Source organism: Pseudactinotalea sp. Z1739, assembly GCF_049725055.1.
Lineage (GTDB): Bacteria > Actinomycetota > Actinomycetes > Actinomycetales > Beutenbergiaceae > CALKWS01.
The window spans coordinates 55,649-72,056 of record NZ_JBMPQA010000009.1; the positions used below are offsets into that span (position 1 = coordinate 55,649).

Consider the following 16,408-nt stretch of genomic DNA (forward strand, 5'->3'; position numbering starts at 1 on the left):
ACCACCCGCCGCCACCCGCGGGATCAGGGCGCTCGGGGCTATCCGGGCCCGACCAACGACTGCGGGCTCAACGCCTCCAACGCCATCCGCTGCAGCAGGGCGCCGGTGGCCTCGCGTCCGAGGCGGGCACTGTGCGGGGTGGAGTTGATCAGGCCGAGAACGGCGTGTGCGGCTGACCGGGCAGTCGGCTCCCCGACCCCGGGGGCGGCGTCCAGGATCGTGCCGGCCCAGATCTCGACATAGGCCCGCTGCAGCCGGCGCACGTTGCGCTGCTCCTCCTCGGCCAGGCTGTCCAGGTCGCGATCCTGGATGGTGATCAGGGCCGGGTGGTCCAGGGCGATCTGCACGTGCCAGTCCACCAGTACCGCGAGCGCCTGCCGCCCCGGCTCGACGTCCGAAAGTCGCTCCCGGGCGACGCTCAGGATGCGCTCGCTGATCCCGATCAGCAGTTCGGCGAGGACTGCTTCCTTGCTCGCGAAGTGCCGGTAGAGGGCCGGGCCGGAGGTACCGACCTGGCGGCCGATGTCGTTGATGGACACCCCGTGGAATCCGTGCCGGGCGAACAGGTCGGCCGCGGCGTCCAGGATCTGCTGACGACGCGGGGAGGCCACCGGCCGCTCCCGCACACCCTCGCTCATCAGCACCATCCCCTCATGCTAGACCGCCGCCGGCCCGCGGCGGCGCGACCGGTTCACCCGGCACGAAGTATCTATCCGCCGCCGCGTGCCGGTGCTCGACGCCCCGAGCGTCATCGGGCGATCCCTGCGACGATGGGGACATGACGAACCTGTTGATCGGCCTGCTCGGTCTCGCACTCGGGGCGCTGCTGTGCTTCCGCGGTGGCTCCCTGGCTCGAATCCTGCTGGCGCTGTGGGGGGCGTTCGTCGGATTCAGCCTCGGGGCATCCCTGGCCGCCGGCCTCACCGACCAGCCGCTACTCGGGGACGCCTGGGGGTGGATCGCGGCGATCGCGGCGGCGGTTCTGCTGGCGCTGGCGGCGTACTGGTTCTACGTGCTGGCCGTGCTGATCTGGCTGGGCTCGCTCGGGTTCGCACTCGGGACCGCGCTGGCGAACTCCCTGGGTGCCTCCGAGGTGGTGGCCATGGTGGTGGGCCTGATCGCCGGCCTGGTGCTGGCGCTGGTGGCGCTGGCCCTGCGCCTGCCCGCGATACTGCTGATCGTGCTGACGGCGCTGGCCGGCGCCGCACTCATCCTCGCCTCGGTGCTGATCCTGATCGGCGAGGCGCCCCCGGGACCGGAGCTGGCGGAGATCGCCTGGCCGGATCGCTGGTGGTGGACGGTGCTCTACATCGTGGTCGCCGTCGCCGGCATCGTGGTTCAGGGCCGCAGCCGCGTCCGGCGCGGTGGCCGCGCCCAGTGGCAGCACTCGGCACCGGCCGGCGGGGCCTGAGCCGGCGCCGTCTCACCCAGGGCAGTTCAGGCCGCGCCCCAGTGCCTCCAGATTCGCCCGCATCACCTCGACGTAGTCCGCGCCGGTACCGCGCTCCATCGGGTCCAGCACATCGACCTGCACACCCATCTCCTCCGCGAGTACCTCCACCACCCGGGGGCTGGCCCTCGCCTCGAAGAAGATGGTCAGCACGTCGGTGTCCGCGATCACGCCGGCGACCTCGCGCATCCGGGCCGGGGAGGGCTCCACCTCGGGATCCACCCCGGCGATGCCGACCTGCTCCAGGCCATAGCGGTCGGCCAAGTACCCGAACGCTTCGTGAGAGGTGACCAGCGTCGCTCCGGTGCACCCGGCCAGCACGGCGCCGAACTCCCCGTCCAGGTCCATCAGGTCTGCCTCCAGGGCCTGCGCCCGGGCCCGATAGCCTGCGGCACCCTTCGGGTCCAGGGCGGCGAGTTCGGTGGCCACTTCATGGCCCGCCGCGGCGAAGCGAAGCGGGTCCAACCAGAAGTGTGGGTCGTCCGGATCAACGTCTGGCGGTCCGGCGTCGGCGGGCAATTGCGCTCGCGCGACGGCTTCGACGTCGACAACATGCGCGGGATCGACCATGTCCACCGCCTCATCCGTCGCCGGCTGCAGCCCGGAGAGGTAGATCACCAGGTCAGCCGACTCCATCTCGCCGACCTGCACCGGTGACAACTCCAGGCTGTGCGGGTCGGCCCCATCGGCAGTCAGCGACGTCACGGTAACCTCCGGCCCCCCTATCTCGGTGCCGAGGAACTCCAACGGGGAGAATCCGGCCACGACGTGCATGCCCTCCGGTTCATCCGGCGGGGTGCAGCCTGCCAGGGCCAGCAGACCCGTTGCCGAAACGACGGCGAGCCCGCAGCCGGAGCGGGGCCGCGCCCGGGCGCCGGGGCGGCGCGCCCGGGCCGCAGACGCCGGCCGCGTGCCCTTGAAGGCGGCCACCGGACTCAATGGTCATGGTCCTCATCGTCGTGGGCGTGTTCGTGGTCGTGGTCGTCCTCATCGTGGGCGTGATCGTCCTGGTCGTGGTCGTTGTCGTGGTCGTCCTCATCGTGGGCGTGATCGTCCTCGGACACCTCGGCCATCAGATCGCCAGTGACGCCAATCAGGTCGTTCGGCGTCACGTCCAACTCTGCGGTGTTCCACACCTCGGCGGTGGGGATGTCCACGGCGTGAATCGTGTCCGTGCCCGGGTCGGTGACGAAGACCGAGCCGTCGAGTGCGGTCAAGCCCGGGCGCGGCTCCTGCCAGTCCTCGGGCACGCTCCACTCCTCGATCACCGGGATGGCGGTCACCACCTCACGCGTCTCGGGGTCGATCACGTGGATCTGACCGTCGGTGCCGAGCACCAGCGCCTCGCCGTCATCGCCGCGGGCCAGCGAGGTCCCGGAGTACGCCGCAGGAATGTCCACCAGGTGCACCTGGCCGGAGGCGGTGTCGATCAACGAGACCTGGGTGGGTTCGCTGTAGTTACCGAGCACTACCGCGGAATTCGGCGCACCGGACAACGTCCCGATCGAGCCGTCCTCATCCGGGCTGGTCGCTTTGGCGATCCGGCCGTCGGCATAGATCAGGGCGCCGTCGGCGCATCCGACCACGACGGTCTCGGCGGCGCTGACCGCCGAGCCGTGCAGGCCCGGGCACTCGTCGGAGGCGGCTATCTCGGCGTCGGCCGCGTCCAGCACCCGGATGCCGGTCCGGGCCTCGGTGTCGCCGCGGGAGACCACCAAGGTGCCATCACTCAGTTCCAGTGCGAGCCCGTGGTGCGGATCCTCGGCGGTGTAGTCCCGCACGTCACGGCTTTCGTCCCGCAGGTCGCCGGAATCGAAGACAGTCACCTGACCATCGGCGTCGTCGAACAGGGTGGTCCGGCCCTCGTTGACCACCACGTGCCCGGGTGCCTGAGCGGGGAAGATGGTCTCGGTCAGGACCGCATCGGAGGTGTAGTAGTGGGCGTGGTCGCCGTGCGGCTCGGCCCAGGTACCCAGGTCCAACACCTGGAAGCCGCCGCTGGTGGACACTAGTGCGTGCCGTCCGTCACCGGCGTCGGCGAGCCTGTTGAACCCGGCGAGCTCGATGTCGGAGACCACCTCCAGGGTGGCGGCGTCCAGCACCTGCACCCCGCCGTCGTAGGTGATCGCCAGCCGCGGAGTACGCGCAGCCACCTCGGCAACCTCCCGTTCCGTCGCTTCCTCGGTGTCCGTATCGACTGGCCGATCGGTCGCGGCGTGGCCTGGATCAGGGTCACTCTGACCACAGGCCGCAAGCAGTACCAGGGGTAGGGCCAACCCGAGCGCGGTCACCACCCCGGGGCGGGTACGGGCGCCCCCGTCGTCGGTGGAGGCGCGTGCGGCCAGGACCGGGGGGTGAGTGCTCCCGACGCGCAGCGGGCTCTTGCGGGGTTCCCGGACTCGTTCGTCCATGGAGTTCTCAGTTCTCATGCCGTGATGAGCGCGGGGCGCTCGTTCCTTCCGCTCGGAGATGAAGTGCGCCACTAAACATAATGGGACCCGTTCTCATTATCAATATGAATCGGCCGGGCAATTCGGCGGATCCCACTACTGCGCAGCGTCGTACTAGATGGCGTCGTACGTGCGCCGCGTAGTACCCTGGGACGATGGCGATGGGTGAGTTGGAGAGCGCGATCATGACGCAGTTGTGGGCCGCCGACGGCCCCTGCACCGTGCGCGAGGTACACGAGGCCCTGACCCCGGACCGACCACTCGCCTACACCACGGTGATGACCGTGCTGGACCGGCTCGCCAAGAAGGGCCTCCTCACCCAGGAGCGCCAGGGCCGGGCTTTCCGCTACTCCCCCAGCCGCACCCGGGAGCAGTTGACCGCAGACCTGATGCTGGACGCCCTCGGGGGCACGACCGAGCCGTCCCAGCGGGTCGCCGCCCTGCAGCAGTTCGTCGGGCGGGTCAGCCCACGCGAAGCCGAGGCGATCCGCGCGGCTCTGGACACCCAGCACTGAGGGCGGGCGCCGCTCCGCCGTCCAGGACCCCCTCGTGACCGGTATCGCCCTGCTGGTGCTGGCGCTCGTGCTGTCCTGGGTGCTCCCACCGATCCTGGTTCGCGCCCGATGGTTGCAGCAGGCGCCCCGGGCCGGGGTGACGCTGTGGCAGGCGGTGGCCCTGGCCGCGGTACTCGCCGCCGTAGGGGCGGTACTGGCGATCCCGGAGGAGGCCTGGCGCTCCTATCAGAACGCCGGCGGCACGCTCGGCCGCCCGGCGCTGTTCGTCGCCCTCGCGGTGGCGGGCGCCGGGGCAGGCGTCATCGTGGTGCGATTGGGCCTCACCTCGCTGCGGCTGGGGCTGGACACCCGTCGTCGCCGGGCCCGGCACCGCGAACTGCTGGATCTGCTGGCCACCCCGGACCCGCGCCGGGTACACGTGCTGGCCGGTGGTGTCCCGATGGCGTACTGCGTCCCCGGGCAGGACGCGAGGGTCGTGCTGACCGATGCCGCCATCGATCTGCTCGGCCCGGGCGAGGTGGAGGCGGTGATCGAGCACGAACGCGCCCACTTGCGCGCACGGCACGACCTGGTCCGGGAAGCCTTCACCGCCTTGCATGTGGCGTTCCCCACGGTGGTGCGCTCGGAGGTGGCCCGCCACGCCGTCGACCATCTGCTGGAGTTGCTCGCCGACGATGCCGCACTGGCCCGCGCGCCCCGGGCGCACCTGCGCGGTGCCCTGGAGACCCTGGCCGACACCACCGATGACCCCCGGATACAGGCGCGGTTGCAACGCCTTGCCGAGCCCGAGCCGAGCCTGTTCAGGCGCCGCGGGGCGGCCGCGCTCGCCTACCTGGCGGCCGTGGCCGTGCTGGTGGTACCCACCGCCGTGCTGGCTGGGCCGTGGTTGCTGCAGGCGGGCCGAGCATTGTCCAGTTTTTGACACAGCGGCGACCGCCACATTGCGATACCTGTAGCATCCTCTGCGGACGTCGCCGCCGCCTGAACGTGGCGCGCCCTGACGAAGAGGAGTTGTCGCCATGCCCGGACTGGACGAGAAGTTGCAGGACATCTACGCCGAGGTGCTCGCCCGCAACCCTGGTGAGACCGAGTTCCACCAAGCGGTCCGTGAGGTGCTGGGCAGCCTGGGTCCCGTGGTGAGCAAGCACCCCGAGTACGCCAACGGCACCACCGCGGTGCTGCGCCGCATGTGTGAGCCGGAGCGGCAGATAATCTTCCGGGTTCCCTGGGTGGACGACTCAGGCACCGTGCAGATCGACCGTGGCTACCGGGTGGAGTTCAGTTCCGCGCTGGGCCCCTACAAGGGCGGCCTGCGGTTCCACCCCAGCGTGAACGTGGGGATCGTGAAGTTCCTGGGCTTCGAGCAGATCTTCAAGAACTCCCTGACCGGGCTGCCGATCGGTGGTGGCAAAGGCGGGTCCAACTTCGACCCGAAAGGCCGCTCCGACGCCGAGGTGATGCGGTTCTGTCAGTCCTTCATGACCGAGCTCTATCGCCACATCGGTGAGTACACCGATGTGCCCGCAGGTGACGCCGGGGTCGGTAAGCGCGAACTCGGCTACCTGTTCGGCCAGTACAAGCGCATCACGAACCGGTACGAGTCCGGCACGCTCACCGGTAAGGGCATGACCTGGGGTGGGTCGCAGGTCCGCACCGAGGCGACCGGATACGGCACCGTCTTCTTCGTCAACGAGATGCTGCGCGCCGGCGGGGAGACCTTCGAGGGCAAGAAGGTGGTCGTCTCCGGCTCCGGCAATGTGGCGCTGTACGCGATCGAGAAGGTGCATCAGCTCGGTGGCACCGTCGTGGCCTGCTCGGACTCCTCCGGCTACGTGGTGGACGAGGACGGCATCGACTTCGAGTTGCTCCGCGAGATCAAGGACGTCCGTCGCGGGCGGGTCTCCGACTACGTCGAGGCCAAGGGTGGTCGAGCCCGCTTCGTCCCGGGCCGCTCGGTCTGGGAGGTGCCCTGCCAGATCGCCCTGCCCAGCGCGACGCAGAACGAACTGAACGGCCAGGACGCCGCCGCCCTGATCAAGGCCGGTGTGCAGATCGTCGCCGAGGGTGCGAACATGCCGTGCACCCCCGAAGCGGTGCGCGCGCTGCGCGATGCCGGGGTGAAGTTCGGGCCCGGTAAGGCAGCCAACGCCGGTGGGGTGGCCACCAGCGCGCTGGAGATGCAGCAGAACGCTTCCCGGGACTCCTGGTCCTTCGAGCACACCGAGGCCCGGCTGGAGGACATCATGCGCGGCATCCACGACCGCTGCGTGGCCACCGCCGAGGAATACGGCACCCCGGGCGATTACGTCGCCGGGGCGAACGTGGCCGGATTCATCCCGCTGGCCGACGCGATGCTCTCCCTCGGGGTCATCTGACCCGCCCCGCCCCCGCCGTCACCCCGCCGCCCCCGCCGCGGCCCACCACCCCCGTCGGGGGCGGCCCGCTACCGGCGTGCGGGGCCCGGGTCGGCGTCAGGTGCCGCCCCGCCATCGGAACCGGGCGTACCGGGGGCGTCCGCCGCGTCGGCAACGGCAGCACGACGCGCCTGCTCAGCGGCCCATTCACGGGCGGCCGGGCCCGTGCTGGAGACCAACGGGGCCGAGCCGGTGCGGCGCGCCAGCGGCCCTGTGGCGACCGGGCGCAGGGGCTCATAGGGCTCGCGCATGCGCGGTACGGAGGTGATGGCCTCGGGTTCGATCACCTCATCCTCGAGCTCCCCGGCCTCCCTGCGCCGCTCGTGCTCCTCCGGGGGGAGAACCTGGCGCCAACTACGGGTACGCATCGGCGGCAACTCCCCGGCGTCCTCACGCATCGCTCGATAGACGCTGTACATCTGGAACAACGCGAGGATGAAGAACGGGAAGCCGACCACGATCGTGGTGGTTTCCAATGCCTCCAGTCCGGCCCCGCCGGCGGTGACGGTGAGCAGGATGACCGCGATCATGGCGATCGAGATTCCCCAGAAGACACGCTGGCGCAGCGGTGCGTCCTCCTCGTGACCATTGGCCATCGTGTCGGTGATCAGCGCCGCGGAGTCCACCGAGGTGGTGAAGAAGATGACCACCAGGACGATCGAGATCGCCGAGGTCACCATCGCGAAGGGGAAATTCTCCAGGAACGCGAACAGCGCACCGGGGATGTCGCCATCGCCCACGACCCGGTCTACCAGACCGCCATCGCCGTTCATCTCGATGTCGATGGAACCGCTGCCGAAGATGCCGAACCAGATCACGCTGAAGGTCGCCGGTATCGCCAGCACCCCGAGGACGAATTCCCGCACCGTGCGGCCCCGGGAGATCCGGGCGATGAACAGGCCCACGAACGGGGCCCAGGTGATCGTCCAGGCCCAGTAGAACACCGTCCAACTGGACTGCCATCCGGTGTCGCCGAAGGTGTCGTTCCACAGCGCCAGCTCCGGCAGCATCGCGAGATAACTCCCGAACGCCTCGATCGTGCCCTTGGTCATGAACACCGTGGCGCCGGTGACGAACACGAAGAGCATCAGCCCGATGGCGGCGACGATGTTGATGTTGGAGAGGCGCTTGATGCCCTTCTCCAGCCCGGCGGCCAGCGAGACCAACGCGATGAGTGAGACCACCACGATCACGATGATCAGGGTCAGATCCGACTCGGGAATTCCGAACAGCTGGTTCAGGCCACCGTTGATCTGCAGGGTGCCCAGACCCACCGAGACGGCCAGACCGAAGACGGTGCCGACGATGGCCAGCACGTCGACCGCCTGGCCGATGCGGCCGTGGATCCGCTCCCCCAGGATCGGCTGCAGGATCGAGGACACCCGCGGGGGCAGGTTGCGCTTGTACAGGAAGTAGCAGAACGCCAGACCGGGCAGCGCGAAGATCGCCCAGGTGTGGTACGTGAAGTGGTAGAAGGTGAACGCGAGCGCTTCCTCGGCGGCCTGCACACTCCCGGGCTCGACACCCTGGCGGGGCGGATCGCCGAAGTGGGACACCGGTTCGGCCACACCCCAGAACATCAGGATGGTGCCGATCCCGGCGGCAAACAGCATCGCGAACCAGGATCGCCCGGAGTGCTCGGCGGGTTCGTCGTCGGGCCCCAACTTGATCCGCCCGAACCTGCTCATCGCGATGTAGATGAGGAAGACCAGGAAGCTGGTGACGCCCAGGACGTAGAACCAGCCCATGTTGTCCATCAACCACGTCGAGGCGGCCTCGGTGCCGCGTGCGACCGCATCGGTAAAGGCCAAGGTGCCGACAACGAACAGGATCACGATCGCGGCGGCGCCGAAGAAGATTCTCGGACTGGTGCGCAGACCGAGCAGTTCAGCAAACTTGTTCACGGAGTCCCACTTTCTCCTTGGATCTACGGTGATCAGCTCAGTAGGTGCCTCGGATCCCCCTTCTCCGCCCGGCCTCGGTGCCCTTGGCGGTGCGGCTCAGCCTGTCTCTTCGCGTGAGAACGTTAGCGTTTCTCCCCGGGCTCCGCCCATCCAGACGTCCTGACAGGCCGCCGCAAACTCCTCCAGACCGGACACGATCGTGCCGAACACATTGCCCGGAACCCACCCCTGATCACCGTTGATCAGCAGATTGTTCCGCCCGTAGAACACCGCCAGGTCCACGATGGACCCCGTCTCGCGGTGCTGCTCGGCGCCTTCATAGCCGTAGGCAGGATTGCCCAGGTCGTCTCCGGTGAAGGTGAACCAGCACAGGTCCCCGGGTATCGGGGTGATGGTGGTGTTCTCCGCCCCGGGCTCCGATCCCGGGTGCGGGATCAAGGTGTAGATCTCGTTGCGGGCGTACTTGCCGTGGTACACCTGCCCACCGGCCGGCAGCGCCTGCAAGACCGCCGCGCACGTGCGGGGTGCGGCTTCGGTGAGCAACCGGGCCCGGGCGCTGACCCCCCGGGAGGTCAGGGTGATGCGCAGGTGCTGGGTCATCGTTCCTCCATGGCCATCGGTGGCCGGCGGGTGTGCCAGTCAGTGTGGTCCGTGAAGGCCTGTCCCGCGCGCAGGACCAACCCGTCGGCGTGGCGCGGCCCCACGATCTGCAACCCGATCGGGCGACCGTCGCCGGTGAACCCGCACGGCAGGCTCAGCGCCGGCTGACCGGTCATGTTGAACGGGTAGGTGTAGGGGGTCCAGGAGGTCCACCACCGCCGGCCCCAACCGCGGGGCACCTCCAGACCCGCCTCGAAGGCAGCGATCGGCATCGTGGGGGTGAGCAGCAGGTCATAGGTGGTGTGGAAGGCTCCCATCCTGCGGCCCAGATCCATCCGCACCGCGGTGGCATCGAGGTAGGCCGAGGCGTCCACCTGCCCGAACTGGGAGATGCCCGCGCACAATTCGGGGTCCACCCGCTCCCAGTCGCCCTCGCCGGTCCAGAACGTCTCGACCACTTTGGCCGCCCCGGGGAACCACAGCGTGTGGAAGGCGGAGACCGGGTCGTGAAAGATCGGCGCTACCTCCTCCACGTTCGCTCCCGCCGCAGCGAAGACCTCCACCGCCGTGCGCACCGCCGCCTCCACCTGCGGGTCGTTCTCGCCGTACCCCAGATCAGGTGAGAAGGCGATACGCAGGTTCACTACGCCGTCGTGCAGTCCGGCGGTGAAGGACGACGACGGAGCCTCCAGGGAGAACCAGTCCCGGTGGTCCGGGGCTGATACCAGGTCGAGCAGGACGGCCGCATCGGCCACGGTGCGCGTCATCGGGCCTGGGTGGGCCAGGGTGCCGTAGGGACTGGCTGGGTAGGCCGGGATGCGGCCGTAGGTGGGTTTGAGGGCCACCGTCCCGGTGAAGGAGGCGGGGATGCGCACAGATCCGCCGGCATCGGTGCCGATCGACCACGCGCCCATCCCCAGGCCCACCGCGGCCGCGGCACCGCCGGAGGAGCCACCGGCGGTCAACCCGGGGTTCCAGGGGTTGGTGGTCGGGACATAGGAGGGGGAATGGGTCACCCCCTTCCACCCGAACTCCGGGGTGGTGTTCTTGCCCAGGAACACCGCCCCACCCTCGCGCAGCCGCTGCACGGCCGGCGAGTCTTGATCGGCCGGGGGCAGGTGGGCGCACAGCGCCGAGCCCCGCCGGGTCGGCCAGCCCCGGACCAGCAGGATGTCCTTGATCGTGGTGGGGACGCCATCGGCAGGTCCCCTGGGCTCCCCCGCGTCCCACCGCTGGGTGGAGGCGGTGGCGGCGGCCAGTGCCCCCTCGGCATCGGTGAGCACCATCGCGTGCACGTGGGGGTCGAGGCGTTCGATCTGGGCCAGTGCCGCCTCAGTGGCCTGCACCGGGGTGAAGTCCCCGGAGCGGTAGCCGGCCACGAGCGTGGCGGCGTCCGCCATCGCCAACTCGCTGCTCATTGCCCGGCTCCTTCGCCCTCGTTCACGCTTCTGCGGCCCTGCCCGGACCCCGGCTACCGGACGAATCCGGCGGACTTGTCCACCACGTTGACCGGGTCCTGACCAGCCAACCAGCGCTCGGCGTTGTCGAGGAACTGGGCGGCGAGTTCATCGCGCCAGCCCACCACGTCCCCGGACATGTGCGCCGAGATCCGCACCCCCGGTGCGTCCCAGAGCGGGTGCTCGGCCGGGAGCGGCTCGGTGCCGAACACATCCAGGCTGGCACCGTCCAGGGGCCCCTGACACACCACGGTCAGCAGATCGTCCTCCACCACGCTCGCTCCGCGCCCGATGTTGATGAAGTGGGCGCCGGGGCGCATGGCGGCGAAGACCGGTGCGTCGAACAGCCCGGTCGTGGCGCGGGTCAGGGGGGCGGCATTGATCACGTAGTCGGCCCAGCCCACATAGGCGGGCAGGTCCGCGCTGGCGTGGATTCCGGCGAAGTCGGCGTCACCGGCCCTGGCGGTGCGGCCCGCCCCGTGCACGGTCATGCCGACAGCACCGAGCAACCGGGCGCAGGCGCGGCCGATCGCCCCGGTCCCCACCACCAGCGCGTTCTTGCCCGCCACCCGGGTCGTCTCGCGGTGCACCCAGGTGCGCTCGGCCTGGAACTGCGCACTCTCGTGCAGGAGTTTGGCGTGGGCCAGCACGCTGGCCAGGACGAACTCGGCGATCGGCTGGTCGAACACCCCCCGAGCATTGGTGACCATCACGTCGGACTCGCGCAGCTCGTCGAACAGCAGGGTGTCGACGCCGGCTGCGGCCACGTGGATCCAGTCCAGGTCACCGCACCGGTCCCACACGTCGCGCACCGCGGTGGAGAAGAAGTCCCACAGGAACAGCGCCTGAGCTCCCTGAACCGCCTCACCGAGGGAGTCCGCGTCGGCGTAGCGCACCTGCGCGCGCCCCTCCAGAGCCTTCAAACCCGGCGGGCGCGAGCCTTCGGAATCGAGCAGCACGGCGATCGCCGGGACGGAACCAGACACACCGGGACGTTATAAGCCTTCCTGTCTGATTGTCAACAATCTAGGGTGCAACTATGGAACTGGTGCAGGATCAACCGGCGGCGGCCCTGACGCCGCTGGATCAGCGCGGCGTGGGGGTGATCGCGCCCTACGACTTCGCCCTCGACCGCGAGTTGTGGGAGTGGATTCCGCCGCAGGTCAGCCTGCACCTGACGCGCACCCCCTACCAGCGGGTGCAGGTGAACCTGACCCAGGCCGAGTTGATCGGGGCCCCGGAGGTGATCGCGCGCTGCGCGCAGGACCTGCACACGATCAATCCCGAGGTGATGGCCTACGCCTGCACCTCGGGCAGTTTCGTCGGCGGACTGGCCGGGGAGGCAGGAATCGTCTCGGCGCTGCGGGGCGGCGGTTTCGACCACGCGGTCACCACCTCCGGGGCGCTGCTGCAGGCGCTGGCGGTGCTCGATGCCCAGGTGGTGGCGGTGGCCACACCGTACGATGAGCCGATCGCCGCCCGCCTTGCGGCCTTCCTGCACCAGGCCGGCATCGCCGTCAGCGGGCTGCACAGCCTGGGCCTGAGCGGGCGGATCTGGACCGTGCCGTACCAACGCACCGCCGATTTGATCCGCCGTGCCGCCCGCGCACCCCACGCCGTGCTGGCTCCGCCGCAGGCGGTGGTGGTCTCGTGCACCAATCTGCCCACCCGCCCGCTGATCGCCCCGTTGGAGGCCGAGTTGGGTATCCCGGTGATCACCGCCAACCAGGCGACGATCTGGGCCGCGCTACGCGCGATCGGGGTGAGCGCGGTCGGGGCGGGCCAGCACCTACTGAGCCATCGGCCCACCACCCCGGCTGTGCCGTCATGGCCCGCTACCCCGGCTGTGCCGGCGCCGACCCATGCGGAGGTGAGGAATGACTGACCTGGAAGTTCCCGGCTACACCCTGCCCGACACCCCCGAGCCATACGACGCCCGGCCCTTCGCCGTCAGCGAGTACATCAACCGGCTGGAGCGGGTCCAGCACGCGATGTCATCCCGAGGGCTGAACGCCCTGATGGTGGCCGACCCGGCGAACCTGTACTACCTCACCGGATACAACGCCTGGTCCTTCTACACCCCCCAATGCCTGGTGGTGCCCGCCGAGGGCAGCCCGCACCTGTTCGCCCGGGCCATGGACGCCCAAGGGGCACACTGGACGGCCTACCTGGAACGCACCCATATCCACGGCTACCCCGAGCACTACGTGCAGCGGGCCGACATCCACCCCATGGACTGGATCACCGAGCAGGCCCGCAACCTCGGCCTGTTCGAGGACGTCCCCGGGGCCGTGATCGCGGTGGAGATGGATGCCCACTACTTCTCCCCCCGAGGTTTCTTCGCCCTGCACTCCCGCCTGGTGCACGCCGCCATCGTCGACAGCGTCGAACTGGTCAACTGGGTGCGGGCCGTCAAGTCGCCGGCCGAGCAGGAGAAGATGCGCGTGGCGGGCCAGATCGCCAGCACGGTGATGCAGGTGGCCATGGACGCCATCGAGGTGGGCCGGCGGCAATGTGATGTGGTGGCCGAGATCCAGCACGCGCAGGCCCTCGGCTCCCACCACCTGGGCGGGGATTACCCCGCGATCGTGCCGATGCTGCCCACCGGGCAGTCGGCCGGGACGCCGCACCTGACGTGGTCGGACGCCCCGCTGGTGCGCGGTGAGCCGACCACGATCGAGATCGCCGGGGTGCACCGCCGGTACCACGCCCCGCTGGCCCGCACCGTGGCGCTGGGCAGGCCCCATGCCGAACTCGCACGCTGCGCCGATGCGGTCACCGAGGGACTGCACGCCGCCCTGGAGGTGATGGGTCCGGGCGCCACCGGCCGGGAGGTGCACGCCGCATTCGCCGACTCCATCGCGCGGCGCGGGTTCTACAAGGAATCTCGGATCGGCTACTCCATCGGCGTGGGTTACCCGCCGGACTGGGGCGAGCGGACCATCAGCCTGCGCGCCGAGGAACAGACCGTGCTGGCCCCCGGGATGTGCTTCCACATCATCATGGGGATGTGGATGGAGGGGTGGGGCTATGAGATGAGCGAGTCGGTGATGGTCACCGCCGATGGAGCCGAGCAATTGACCGACTTCCCCCAAGGGCTGACGGTCAAGACATGAATGTCGTCACGAAGGAGTAGCACAGGCATGAACACCGCGAACCGCACCCTGCCCCTGGCCGCACGCGCCGATTCTCTGGTGGGTTCGGTGATCGACTCCTCCACATCGCTGCTGGCCGCCCAGACCCATGACGTGGTCCGTTTCGCGATGGGCAGCCCGGCTGCCGAGGCGATCCCGACCGAAGCCCTGGCCGCGATCGGGGTGGAGGCGATCGGGGCGGGACGGGCCGACGCCTTCGACTACGCCGCCACCGAGGGCGACCCGGCGTTGCGCGAGGCGCTGCTGGCGATGCTGCAGGGCACCTCCGATGCCACGACCAGCGACCGGCTGACCATCACCGCGGGAGGGATGCAGGGTCTGGACCTGGCCTGCAAGATCTTCGTCGACCCCGGTGACCTGGTGGTGGTGGAGTCCCCGACCTACACCAACGGCTCCGCGACCGCGCTGTCCTACCAGGCCGAACTGCTGGAGGCGCCGGTCGACACCGAGGGCCTGATCGTCTCCCGGATGGCGGAGATGGTCGAAGCCACCGGGCGCACCCCGAAGGCGATCTATACCGTGCCCACCTTCCAGAACCCCTCGGGTACCACGATGACCTTGGAGCGGCGCCACGAACTGCTGGAACTGGCACGCTCCTGGGGTTCGATGATCATCGACGACGACCCCTACGGACTGCTGCGCTTCTCCGGTGCCGCCGTACCCACCCTGCACGAACTGGCCGACGGTGATCCGCTGGTGTTCTCGGTGCGCACCTTCTCCAAGATGGTCGCCCCTGGGCTGCGTGTGGGCTGGGTGGACGCCGCCCCCTCGCTGCAGCAACTGATCATCAACGCCAAGCAGGCGATGGACACCTGCACCAACCTGCCTGCGCAACGTCTGCTCGCCGGGTTCCTCACCAGCGGCGGACTGGAGGAGCACCTGCAGACCCAACGAGCGGAGTACCGGCGCCGAAAGCAGGCGATGCAAGAGGCACTGCAGGAGCACTTCGGCGACAGCGCCCGGTGGACCGACCCCGACGGCGGCTTCTTCCTGTGGGTCACCTTCGATGAGTCGGTGGACACCGAGGCCCTGTTCGAGATCGCCTTGGCGGAGGGGGTTGCCTACATCCCCGGCAACGCCTTCTCCCCCTCCAAACGGTTCCCGAACGCGCTGCGGCTGTGCTTCGCCTCCACCAACCCAGACCGTACCCGCGAGGGCGTGGCCCGCCTGGCCGCTGCGGTGCGGCTCCTGCAGGGCCGGTCCTGATGGCCGACGACGACGCAGCGGCGGTGCTGGAAGCGATCGCACCGGAGGCGGTGGCCGACCTGGCAGCGGAGTTGATCACCGCCGCCGGGCAGGGCGAGATGGGCACCGAGGAAGTGACCGCTCGGGTCCTGTCCGAACACGCGCGCGACCTGGGCCTGGATGCCAGCAGCACGGTGGTGGCACCACAGCGGCCGAACGTGCGGATCATCACCCCCGACGCCGGTGCTGAACCCGGACTGTTGCTGCTCGGGCACACCGACGTGGTCCCGGCCGGCACCGGATGGCGCACCGACCCGTATCAACCGGTGGTCCGGGATGGGCGTCTGTACGGGCGCGGAGCGGCGGACATGCTCGGCGGGCTGGCCGCGGCCCTGGTGGCGATGGGCGCCCTGGCCCGATCCGGTGTGCGCCTGCGCGGGCCGGTGGAACTGGCCGCGGTGGTCGATGAGGAGGAGCTCGGGATCGGGATCCGGGACTTCATCACCGACCCGGCACACCTGACCCACGCCGGGTGCGTGGTGGCCGAGCCCACCGATCTGCAGACCATCGTGGCCGCCCGTGGCGCCAGTTATATCGAGATCGACGTGCACGGCCAGGCGGCTCACGCCGGAAACCCAGCCGACGGACGCAACGCGATCTACGGGGCGGCTGCGATCATCGCCGACCTGGAGGCCTGGCACGCCGAACTGGCTGCCGACGCGCACCCGTTGGCGGGGGCGGCCACCTGGAACGTGGGCGTGGTCACCGGCGGTGTGGGCGGGTCGATGGTGCCCGACCACTGCCGGATCAGCGCCGACCGGCGCCTGCTGCCCGATGAGGATCCCGAGCAGGTGCTCGCCGAGGTGCGCGAGCGGATCGCGGGCCTGGGTCTGGACCGGCGTGGGCTGGCAGTGGATGTGCTGATGCCGATGAACATGCCCGGATTCGAGACCGACCCGGCGAGCGCGCTGGTGCGGGCCGCCACCGCCGCGGTACCCGCCGCCGGTGGGCCGGACCTGCCGGTGGGTGGCTGGACGGCGGCGTGCGACGGCGGGTTCCTGGCACGCGATGCCGGTATACCGGTGGTGGTGCTCGGGCCCGGCTCGGTCACCGAGCAGGCGCATCGGCCGAACGAGTCCGTGGCGCTGGAGGACCTGACCACCGCCGCCGGGGCCTATGCGCTGATGGCCCTGAACCTGCTCACCTAACCGCCCCCTCCCCAGCCAGCGCCCCCACCCGGCTCGCTCCCTCTCCAGCCAGCGCCCCCACCCGGCTCGC

At 69.8% G+C, this 16,408-nt stretch carries 15 protein-coding genes; 8 read left to right on the forward strand and 7 right to left on the reverse strand.

What is annotated here, in order from left to right:
* Window positions 1–38: 38 nt before the first annotated feature.
* Complete coding sequence (locus ACO0LV_RS12665; protein ID WP_424788268.1) at window positions 39–647, reverse strand: TetR/AcrR family transcriptional regulator; 609 nt, start codon at window positions 645–647, stop codon at window positions 39–41.
* A gap of 131 nt (window positions 648–778) precedes the next feature.
* On the opposite strand from ACO0LV_RS12665, the gene ACO0LV_RS12670 reads away from it, so the two are divergent.
* Window positions 779–1,411 (forward strand): DUF4203 domain-containing protein, encoded by a 633-nt coding sequence (locus ACO0LV_RS12670; protein ID WP_424788269.1) that lies wholly within the window; start codon window positions 779–781, stop codon window positions 1,409–1,411.
* A gap of 12 nt (window positions 1,412–1,423) precedes the next feature.
* Here the strand turns inward: ACO0LV_RS12670 and ACO0LV_RS12675 are convergent, their stop codons facing one another.
* On the reverse strand, window positions 1,424–2,380 hold the full coding sequence (locus ACO0LV_RS12675) for a metal ABC transporter substrate-binding protein (RefSeq protein WP_424788270.1): 957 nt from the start codon (window positions 2,378–2,380) through the stop codon (window positions 1,424–1,426).
* A gap of 5 nt (window positions 2,381–2,385) precedes the next feature.
* The gene (locus ACO0LV_RS12680; protein WP_424788271.1) at window positions 2,386–3,861 is read right to left on the reverse strand and encodes a hypothetical protein; all 1,476 of its coding nucleotides are present in this window, start codon (window positions 3,859–3,861) and stop codon (window positions 2,386–2,388) included.
* 194 nt (window positions 3,862–4,055) lie between these two features.
* On the opposite strand from ACO0LV_RS12680, the gene ACO0LV_RS12685 reads away from it, so the two are divergent.
* The 3 genes from ACO0LV_RS12685 to gdhA all read left to right on the forward strand — a co-directional run bounded on the left by ACO0LV_RS12685 (window position 4,056) and on the right by gdhA (window position 6,790).
* Window positions 4,056–4,415, forward strand: a complete 360-nt coding sequence (locus ACO0LV_RS12685; RefSeq protein ID WP_424788272.1) for a BlaI/MecI/CopY family transcriptional regulator — start codon at window positions 4,056–4,058, stop codon at window positions 4,413–4,415.
* Between the two features lie 34 nt (window positions 4,416–4,449).
* Entirely contained in the window at window positions 4,450–5,337 is an 888-nt protein-coding gene (locus ACO0LV_RS12690; RefSeq protein WP_424788273.1) for a M48 family metalloprotease, read from the forward strand.
* Between the two features lie 97 nt (window positions 5,338–5,434).
* Window positions 5,435–6,790 carry an NADP-specific glutamate dehydrogenase gene (gene gdhA / locus ACO0LV_RS12695; RefSeq protein ID WP_424788274.1) on the forward strand — a complete coding sequence of 452 codons (1,356 nt, stop codon included), beginning with the start codon at window positions 5,435–5,437 and terminating at the stop codon, window positions 6,788–6,790.
* A 68-nt stretch (window positions 6,791–6,858) separates the two neighbouring features.
* Here gdhA and ACO0LV_RS12700 read toward each other — a convergent pair whose 3' ends face one another.
* The 4 genes from ACO0LV_RS12700 to ACO0LV_RS12715 all read right to left on the reverse strand — a co-directional run bounded on the left by ACO0LV_RS12700 (window position 6,859) and on the right by ACO0LV_RS12715 (window position 11,776).
* Window positions 6,859–8,733, reverse strand: coding sequence for a BCCT family transporter (locus ACO0LV_RS12700; protein ID WP_424788275.1), 1,875 nt, complete (start codon window positions 8,731–8,733; stop codon window positions 6,859–6,861).
* 96 nt (window positions 8,734–8,829) lie between these two features.
* Window positions 8,830–9,333, reverse strand: coding sequence for a DUF3830 family protein (locus ACO0LV_RS12705; protein ID WP_424788276.1), 504 nt, complete (start codon window positions 9,331–9,333; stop codon window positions 8,830–8,832).
* Window positions 9,330–10,751 carry an amidase gene (locus ACO0LV_RS12710; RefSeq protein ID WP_424788277.1) on the reverse strand — a complete coding sequence of 474 codons (1,422 nt, stop codon included), beginning with the start codon at window positions 10,749–10,751 and terminating at the stop codon, window positions 9,330–9,332. The genes ACO0LV_RS12705 and ACO0LV_RS12710 overlap by 4 nt, the downstream gene beginning before the upstream one ends.
* A 53-nt stretch (window positions 10,752–10,804) precedes the next feature.
* The gene (locus ACO0LV_RS12715; protein WP_424788278.1) at window positions 10,805–11,776 is read right to left on the reverse strand and encodes a D-2-hydroxyacid dehydrogenase; all 972 of its coding nucleotides are present in this window, start codon (window positions 11,774–11,776) and stop codon (window positions 10,805–10,807) included.
* A 53-nt stretch (window positions 11,777–11,829) separates the two neighbouring features.
* On the opposite strand from ACO0LV_RS12715, the gene ACO0LV_RS12720 reads away from it, so the two are divergent.
* From ACO0LV_RS12720 to ACO0LV_RS12735, 4 genes are read left to right on the forward strand one after another with little or no spacing between them, the layout of a single operon-like run.
* Window positions 11,830–12,675: a maleate cis-trans isomerase family protein gene (locus ACO0LV_RS12720; protein ID WP_424788279.1), complete on the forward strand. Its 846-nt coding sequence runs from the start codon at window positions 11,830–11,832 to the stop codon at window positions 12,673–12,675.
* Window positions 12,668–13,906, forward strand: a complete 1,239-nt coding sequence (locus ACO0LV_RS12725; protein WP_424788280.1) for a M24 family metallopeptidase — start codon at window positions 12,668–12,670, stop codon at window positions 13,904–13,906. Before ACO0LV_RS12720 ends, ACO0LV_RS12725 begins: the two co-directional genes overlap by 8 nt.
* Before the next feature lie 27 nt (window positions 13,907–13,933).
* Complete coding sequence (locus ACO0LV_RS12730; RefSeq protein WP_424788281.1) at window positions 13,934–15,151, forward strand: PLP-dependent aminotransferase family protein; 1,218 nt, start codon at window positions 13,934–13,936, stop codon at window positions 15,149–15,151.
* Window positions 15,151–16,338, forward strand: coding sequence for a M20 family metallopeptidase (locus ACO0LV_RS12735; protein ID WP_424788282.1), 1,188 nt, complete (start codon window positions 15,151–15,153; stop codon window positions 16,336–16,338). The genes ACO0LV_RS12730 and ACO0LV_RS12735 overlap by 1 nt, the downstream gene beginning before the upstream one ends.
* Window positions 16,339–16,408: the final 70 nt, after the last annotated feature.

Bases quoted from the DNA above. Each gene is read 5' to 3' on its own strand.
- ACO0LV_RS12665 (WP_424788268.1), bottom strand. From the start codon at position 647: ATGGTGCTGATGAGCGAGGGTGTGCGGGAGCGGCCGGTGGCCTCCCCG.
- ACO0LV_RS12670 (WP_424788269.1), top strand. From the start codon at position 779: ATGACGAACCTGTTGATCGGCCTGCTCGGTCTCGCACTCGGGGCGCTG.
- ACO0LV_RS12680 (WP_424788271.1), bottom strand. From the start codon at position 3,861: ATGGACGAACGAGTCCGGGAACCCCGCAAGAGCCCGCTGCGCGTCGGG.
- ACO0LV_RS12685 (WP_424788272.1), top strand. From the start codon at position 4,056: ATGGCGATGGGTGAGTTGGAGAGCGCGATCATGACGCAGTTGTGGGCC.
- gdhA (WP_424788274.1), top strand. From the start codon at position 5,435: ATGCCCGGACTGGACGAGAAGTTGCAGGACATCTACGCCGAGGTGCTC.
- ACO0LV_RS12705 (WP_424788276.1), bottom strand. From the start codon at position 9,333: ATGACCCAGCACCTGCGCATCACCCTGACCTCCCGGGGGGTCAGCGCC.
- ACO0LV_RS12710 (WP_424788277.1), bottom strand. From the start codon at position 10,751: ATGAGCAGCGAGTTGGCGATGGCGGACGCCGCCACGCTCGTGGCCGGC.
- ACO0LV_RS12720 (WP_424788279.1), top strand. From the start codon at position 11,830: ATGGAACTGGTGCAGGATCAACCGGCGGCGGCCCTGACGCCGCTGGAT.
- ACO0LV_RS12725 (WP_424788280.1), top strand. From the start codon at position 12,668: ATGACTGACCTGGAAGTTCCCGGCTACACCCTGCCCGACACCCCCGAG.
- ACO0LV_RS12730 (WP_424788281.1), top strand. From the start codon at position 13,934: ATGAACACCGCGAACCGCACCCTGCCCCTGGCCGCACGCGCCGATTCT.
- ACO0LV_RS12735 (WP_424788282.1), top strand. From the start codon at position 15,151: ATGGCCGACGACGACGCAGCGGCGGTGCTGGAAGCGATCGCACCGGAG.